Annotated in this window: 6 protein-coding genes; 5 read left to right on the top strand and 1 reads right to left on the bottom strand. The window is 38.2% G+C overall.

Features of this window, described 5'->3' with window-relative positions; genetic code table 11:
• The first annotated feature begins 403 nt into the window (after nt 1-403).
• From AB5916_RS16070 to AB5916_RS16060, 3 genes are all read left to right on the top strand, one after another.
• Complete coding sequence (locus AB5916_RS16070; RefSeq protein WP_368191786.1) at nt 404-1,570, top strand: iron-containing alcohol dehydrogenase; 1,167 nt, start codon at nt 404-406, stop codon at nt 1,568-1,570.
• Nucleotides 1,571-1,582: 12 nt separating this feature from the next.
• The gene (locus AB5916_RS16065; RefSeq protein WP_368191784.1) at nt 1,583-2,242 is read left to right on the top strand and encodes a cyclase family protein; all 660 of its coding nucleotides are present in this window, start codon (nt 1,583-1,585) and stop codon (nt 2,240-2,242) included.
• 231 nt (nt 2,243-2,473) lie between these two features.
• Entirely contained in the window at nt 2,474-4,165 is a 1,692-nt protein-coding gene (locus AB5916_RS16060; RefSeq protein ID WP_368191782.1) for an FAD-dependent oxidoreductase, read from the top strand.
• Between the two features lie 9 nt (nt 4,166-4,174).
• Here AB5916_RS16060 and AB5916_RS16055 read toward each other — a convergent pair whose 3' ends face one another.
• The gene (locus AB5916_RS16055) at nt 4,175-4,858 is read right to left on the bottom strand and encodes a Crp/Fnr family transcriptional regulator (protein ID WP_368191780.1); all 684 of its coding nucleotides are present in this window, start codon (nt 4,856-4,858) and stop codon (nt 4,175-4,177) included.
• 116 nt (nt 4,859-4,974) lie between these two features.
• On the opposite strand from AB5916_RS16055, the gene AB5916_RS16050 reads away from it, so the two are divergent.
• Together AB5916_RS16050 and guaA are read left to right on the top strand one after the other, a co-directional pair.
• Entirely contained in the window at nt 4,975-5,742 is a 768-nt protein-coding gene (locus AB5916_RS16050; RefSeq protein ID WP_368191778.1) for a NifB/NifX family molybdenum-iron cluster-binding protein, read from the top strand.
• 233 nt (nt 5,743-5,975) lie between these two features.
• Complete coding sequence (gene guaA / locus AB5916_RS16045; RefSeq protein WP_334292249.1) at nt 5,976-6,932, top strand: glutamine-hydrolyzing GMP synthase; 957 nt, start codon at nt 5,976-5,978, stop codon at nt 6,930-6,932.
• Nucleotides 6,933-6,996 lie beyond the last annotated feature (64 nt).

Below are 6,996 nucleotides of genomic sequence, written 5' to 3'. Positions count from 1 at the left end.
AGGTGCGCAGGAGAAGTATGTCATGCAATTGCATGACGCGCACCTCGCAGCAAGAATGCCGAGGCATTCTTGAATATTTTGAATTTCTGTTAAAGATAAACTAATTGTTTGTAATGTCTGTATAGTAACTATAATATCTATTTGTTCTAAGCTATAAAAACGATACTTTTTTCATTTTTAAACTCTAAGATAAAGATCTTTTTTTTATAAAACAATAAAGTTTGTTTTGAAAGTCCTGAAATGTTTGATAATTCGCTAGGGATTAATAGTATTCTGTACATGTTGCTGATTTGTTCGCTCCTATATGAATGTTTTATAAATAATAAATTACAAAAAAGGCTTGAGTATATAGTAAGTATATACCATATAATGAAAAATAACAAAAGAAAAAAGGAGACCAACCATGTTAGATACAAATAATTTTTTTCATGCCACGCGTATAGTTGAGGGATACGGAGTGTTAAAAACAGTAGGCGAAGAGTGTAATCATTTAGGCTTTAAAAAAGTTCTTGTAATTACAGACTCTTTTTTAGCATCCTCTGAGCACTATAAAGTCCTGAAGGATAGCCTTGACAAAGAAAATGTTGTGAATTATTTATTGACAAATGTAAAACCGAATCCAAGAGCTGAAGACTGTGATGAAATGGCTGCATTTGCAAAAGAAAACCACGTAGATGCATTAATAGCTCTTGGCGGGGGCTCAGCTATGGATCAAGCAAAAGCTGTTGGCGCTGTTGTAACAAATGGAAAAACTACAATAGAATGGGGAGACACAGAATTAGAGAAGAAGATATTGCCACTCATTTGTATTCCTACTACTTCTGGAACAGGAGCTGAAGTTACATGGTGTGCAGTTATTACAGATACAAAAAGACAGTATAAAATGACAGTAGGAGACCCTGTTCACATGATTCCTACACTGGCAATTTGTGATCCTGAAATTACATTAGGTTTACCAAAATCTTTGACAGCATCATGCGGAGTTGATGCATTAACACATTGTATAGAAGCGTATACAGTACAAGTGCATCAGCCTATTACAGATGCTTTAGCACTTAAAGGTATTTCTATGATTTCTGAAAATCTGGAAAAAGCATATAATGATGGAAGTGACAGAAATGCAAGAAGAAATATGATGATCGCAAGTACAATTGGCGGCATGTCATTTATTTCATCAAATGTTGGAGCTGTACATGCATTTGCGGAAACGGTAGGAGCTTGGTTTGACACACCTCATGGAGTTGCCAACTCTTTGTTCTTACCTTATGTCATGGAATATAATATTCCAGCTTGTCCAGAGCGCTTTGTAGATATTGCTTGTGCGATGGGACTCAAAAGAGAAGATGGTATGACAGATGAAGAATATGCATTAAAAACCGTAGAATATGTTAAAGCATTGAATAGAAAATTAAATATACCTACAATTAGAGATATAAAAGGTATTACAGAAGAGAATTTTGAAACTATAGCTGAACGATCAGCAAATAATGTTTTGTCTGCTGACAACGCAAGAAAAATCACAAAGGAAGATTATTTGAACTTAATTATAAAAGCATATAATGATAAATAAAGGGATATACAAATGAAAAAAATAAAAAAAATAGTTGATTTATCATGGGAGTTTACAGCTGATACACCAATTTATCCGGGAGATCCGGAACCATCTGTAACAGTTGCAACAACTTTAGAAAAAGAAGGATATAACTTATCAACATTAGTAATGGGAACGCAAACTGGAACACATGTTGATGCACCATATCATTTTTCAAATACTGGAGAAACTATTGATAATATGGAACTGGATTTCTTTTTAGGAGACGCAGTGGTTGTACATGTTACTGAAAAGAAAGCAGATGAAGCAATTACAATGGAAGATATTGAACCATATAAAAATGACATAACAGAGGGTAAAGTTGTATTATTCAATACAAACTGGTATAAAAAACGTGGGACAGAAGAGTTTTTCCATCATCCATATGTAAATGGAGAAGTTGCGAAGTTTTTAGTAGATAAAGGTATTCGTTTTATCGGTATTGATACTATTAATGCTGATCAAACAGGTGGAACAGAATTTCCGGTACATGATTTGTTTTCAGAAAATAGATTAATGATAGGAGAAAACTGGGCTTTTTTTGATAAAATTGATTTTGAAAATCCGTATGTTATTGCCTTACCAATGAAACTAGTTGGATGTGATGGTTCTCCGGTTAGAGCGATCGCTGTTCAGTGGGAGATAGAATAATGAATCCGCACACAATATAAAGTTATACAAGAAGACTGCTTGCTTGCTATTATTCCACATATTTTTATTTGCGCTTTAAAAAAGAATCCCTGATTTTGTATCAGCCAGTACAGAACGTGATGATATCACAGAAAATATATGAATTTTGGATTATAATAAATTCATAAAAGAGAAAGACAAGGAGATAATATAGGTGGCATTGCTGCTTATTCAGGAAAGGTGGAAAATAATATGAAGGTAATAATAGTAGGTGGTGTAGCCGGAGGAGCTACAGCCGCAGCAAGAATACGCAGACTGGATGAACATGCAGAAATTACTGTATTTGAAAGATCAGGATACATTTCCTATGCGAATTGTGGTCTTCCATACTATATTGGAGACGTGATCACAGATCCGGAAGAACTTACATTACAGACACCAGAGAGTTTTTTTAAACGCTTCCGTATTAATATGAAAATTCATCATGAAGTTATCTCCATATATCCGGATCGTAAAACTGTTTTAGTGAAAGATTTAAAGAATGGTGTAACATTTGAAGAAAATTATGATAAACTTATCCTTTCTCCAGGCGCTAAGCCAACACAGCCAAAGCTTCCTGGAGTAGGCATTAATAAACTTTTTACACTTCGTACAGTAGAAGATACTTTACGAATCAAGGAATATATTAATAAGAATCATCCCAAATCTGCTGTATTGGCTGGTGGTGGCTTTATTGGCTTAGAGTTGGCAGAAAATTTGAGGGAGCTTGGCATGGATGTTACGATTGTCCAGCGGCCTAAGCAGCTGATGAATCCTTTTGATCCAGATATGGCATCCATGATCCATAATGAAATGAGAAAGCATGGGATAAAACTGGTACTGGGCTATACAGTAGAAGGATTTAAAGAAAAAGACAACGGAGTGGAGATTCTATTGAAAGATAATCCCTCCCTTCATGCTGATATGGTAGTACTGGCGATCGGAGTTACACCAGACACAGCGTTAGCAAAAGAGGCTGGTCTGGAACTTGGTATCAAGGGAAGTATTGTAGTGAATGACAGAATGGAAACTTCTGTACCGGATATTTATGCTGCAGGTGATGCAGTTCAGGTAAAACATTATGTTACGGGTGATAATGCGCTGATTTCTTTGGCTGGTCCAGCCAATAAACAGGGTAGGATTATCGCTGATAACATTTGTGGCGGTGATAGTCGTTACCTGGGCAGTCAGGGAAGCTCTGTTATCAAAGTATTTGATATGACAGCAGCTACTACAGGCGTCAATGAAACCAATGCCAAAAAGTCAGGATTAAAGGTAGATACAGTAATTCTTTCTCCTATGAGTCATGCCGGTTACTATCCTGGCGGAAAAGTCATGACCATGAAAGTTGTTTTTGAAAAGGAGACTTATCGCTTGCTTGGTGCTCAGATTATTGGATATGAAGGCGTTGATAAACGTATTGATGTGCTGGCAACAGCGATCCATGCAGGGCTGAATGCACTCCAGTTGAAAGATCTGGATCTGGCATATGCACCGCCGTATTCCTCTGCCAAGGATCCTGTAAATATGGCTGGATTTATGATAGATAATATAGCAAAAGGTACCTTAAAACAATGGCATTTGGAAGATATGGATAGAATCTTTAAAGATAAAAGTGCTGTGTTGCTGGATGTGAGAACTATAGGTGAATTTAACAGGGGACATATTAATGGATTTAAAAACATTCCTGTAGATGAACTGAGGGAACGTATCAATGAAGTTGAGAAGGAAAAGCCTGTTTATCTGATATGCCAGAGTGGGCTGCGCAGTTATATTGCGAGCCGTATTCTGGAAGGAAATGGACATGAAACATACAACTTCTCCGGCGGATTCCGTTTCTACGATGCAGTGGTCAATGACCGTGCGCTGATCGAAAGGTCATATGCATGTGGTATGGATTATTAAAAAATACTATTATGATTTTCTGAGTATTTCCAGGTTTTTCGAATCAAGGATGGTGATTTTGCCACGGGAGAGTTTGACGAGACCTTCGCTTTGAAAATATCGAAGCATTCGAGTGATAACTTCCCTGTGTGAACCAAGATGGCTGGCAATGGTTTCGTGAGTGATTTTCAGTTCATTTGTTCCTTCGATAGAGGTTTCTTCCAAAAGAAATGAAGCAACACGTTTATCCAAACTCTTCCACATGATTTGTTCAATCAACCACATGACATCAGAAAAACGGGTAGCCATTAATTCATTGGTATAGTTTGCGACGGGAGCAGATTCCTGCATGATACTCTTATAGATCTCAGCAGGGATGATCCAAAGATCAGTATCTTTTTCTGCTTCAATGGTTACTTCAAATTGAATGGACTGTATGATACATGAGGCGGATAAGAGACACATATCCATATCGAATAGACGGTAAAGGGTAATCTCCCGTCCTTCATCTGAAAGTAAGTAAGTTCGAAGCTGTCCGGATTTAACCAGTAATAATCCAGTGCAATCCAGGTTTCCGTTGTGAATGATCGTTCCTTTTTTTACATGCTGTGTGATTAAACTATCTGAAATTAGGTTTTTCTGCGTTGTAGTTAATTTATTCCATATTGGAAAGTAATTTTCAAAATTCATAATATGTAGCTCCTTTATGAACATAGTATACTTGTTTCGTTGAAATGAGTCAATCGGATAATTGACATATGCCAAAAAACATTATTGACATATGCTCTTTATGAAGATAATATATAAGAAAAGAAAGAAGGGAGCAGTTTATGCCGAGACCAGTAAAATGCAGAAAAGTCTGCCATTTCCCCAATGTTTTAGAATTTCTTCCGGTAGATGATACGGAGATAAAAAAACCTATTGTTCTGACGGTAGATGAGTACGAGACAATTCGGCTTTTGGATAAGAATGGTTATAGTCAGGAGCAGTGCGCAGCATCTATGCAAGTCGCAAGAACAACTGTTCAACGAATTTACGAGATTGCCAGGAAGAAAATAGCAGATGCACTCATTGATGGACATCCACTCAGAATAGAAGGTGGAGATTTCAGAATCTGTGATGGTCAGAGCAGTAACTGTGGACTTGGAGGATGTTACAAGCAGGAGATTCATCAAAAATATGCAGCGGAAAAAGGAGAAGGTATAATGAGAATAGCAGTAACATATGAAAATGGAAAGATTTTTCAGCACTTTGGACACACAGAGACATTTAAGATTTACGATGTAGAGGAAGGAAAAGTCGTATATTCAGAAGTAGTAGATACGAATGGAAGTGGACACGGTGCATTGGCGGGAGTCCTTAATGCATTAAATGCAGATGTTCTGATTTGTGGAGGAATCGGAGGTGGCGCACAGACAGCATTAGCGGCAGCCGGTATTAAGCTTTTTGGAGGAGTTTCCGGAGATGCGGATGAAGCAGTAGAAGCTTTTATTAATGAAACACTGGATTATAATCCAGATGTTAAGTGTTCTCACCATGAGCACAGCCACGGGGAAGGACATACATGTGGCGAGCATGGATGTGGAAGCCATAGCTGACCAAGAATGACTGAGAATGTTTCGTCATTATGGATATCAAAGATTATGACCGTGAGCAAGCAGAAAGGCGGGATGTACATGAAGCAAGATGCTTTAGAATAGATATTAAATAAAGGTTGTCAAATATTTTCCTGTCATTTATAATTAAGTGACAATCAATCGGCATTGAAAAAAACCTAATGGATGAGGAGGAATTTCCAATGAACGTTACTGAAATCAGACGACCGGCTGATATGGAAAGAATTACAACACCGGAGCTGGCACAGATATTTATTGAAGAACAGGTTAAATTGATCAAAGAGCAGGTGGGAGATAAGAAGGTTCTTCTTGCACTTTCTGGTGGAGTGGATTCATCTGTTGTTGCAGCACTTCTGATCAAAGCAATTGGCCAGCAGTTAGTATGTGTCCATGTTAACCATGGCCTGCTTCGTAAGGGTGAGCCAGAGCAGGTGGTTGAAGTGTTCCGCAATCAGATGAATGCAAATCTTGTTTATGTGGACGCTACGGATCGTTTTCTTGATAAACTGGCAGGAGTAGAAGATCCTGAGACAAAGAGAAAGATTATTGGCGGAGAATTCATTGAAGTTTTTGCTGAAGAAGCAAGAAAGCTTGAAGGGATTGAATTCCTGGCGCAGGGTACGATCTGGCCGGATATTCTTGAGTCTGAAGAAGGTATTAAGGCACATCATAATGCCGGCGGGCTTCCGGAAGATATGGATTTTGAACTTGTAGAGCCTGTTAGAATCCTTTTTAAAGATGAGGTCCGTGTTGTTGGTGACCAGCTTGGTCTTCCTCATGGTATGGTTTATCGTCAGCCGTTCCCGGGACCGGGACTTGGTGTTCGCTGTCCGGGCGCTATTACCCGTGATCGTTTGGAAGCAGTACGCGAATCCGACGCAATTCTTCGTGAAGAATTTGAAAAGAATGGACTGGAAGGGAAAATCTGGCAATATTTCACGGTTGTTCCGGAATTCAGATCTACCGGAATCAAAGACGGAAAGCGTTCTTTTGAGTGGTGCTGTATCGTTCGTGCAGTATGCACTACCGATGTTATGACAGCAACTGTTGCTGAGATTCCCCATGAATTGATGGTCCATATTACAGATCGTATTACACATGAGGTTGCTGGTATCAATCGTGTGCTTTACGATTTTACACCGAAGCCGACAGGAACTGTGGAGTTTGAATAATAGATTAAAATGAGAAAAGATCAGTAAATAAAGGATCAGTAAATAAAAGACCAGTAAATAAAAG

It is taken from the genome of Blautia sp. 1033sp1_1033st1_G9_1033SCRN_220408 (genome assembly GCF_040929965.1).
Classification (GTDB): domain Bacteria; phylum Bacillota; class Clostridia; order Lachnospirales; family Lachnospiraceae; genus Blautia_A; species Blautia_A ammoniilytica.
Note: the sequence above shows the minus strand (reverse complement) of the source record. Positions and strands in the feature narration are given on the sequence as shown.

Bases quoted from the DNA above. Each gene is read 5' to 3' on its own strand.
- AB5916_RS16050 (WP_368191778.1), top strand. From the start codon at position 4,975: ATGCCGAGACCAGTAAAATGCAGAAAAGTCTGCCATTTCCCCAATGTT.
- AB5916_RS16065 (WP_368191784.1), top strand. From the start codon at position 1,583: ATGAAAAAAATAAAAAAAATAGTTGATTTATCATGGGAGTTTACAGCT.
- AB5916_RS16070 (WP_368191786.1), top strand. From the start codon at position 404: ATGTTAGATACAAATAATTTTTTTCATGCCACGCGTATAGTTGAGGGA.
- AB5916_RS16060 (WP_368191782.1), top strand. From the start codon at position 2,474: ATGAAGGTAATAATAGTAGGTGGTGTAGCCGGAGGAGCTACAGCCGCA.
- AB5916_RS16055 (WP_368191780.1), bottom strand. From the start codon at position 4,858: ATGTTCATAAAGGAGCTACATATTATGAATTTTGAAAATTACTTTCCA.
- guaA (WP_334292249.1), top strand. From the start codon at position 5,976: ATGGAAAGAATTACAACACCGGAGCTGGCACAGATATTTATTGAAGAA.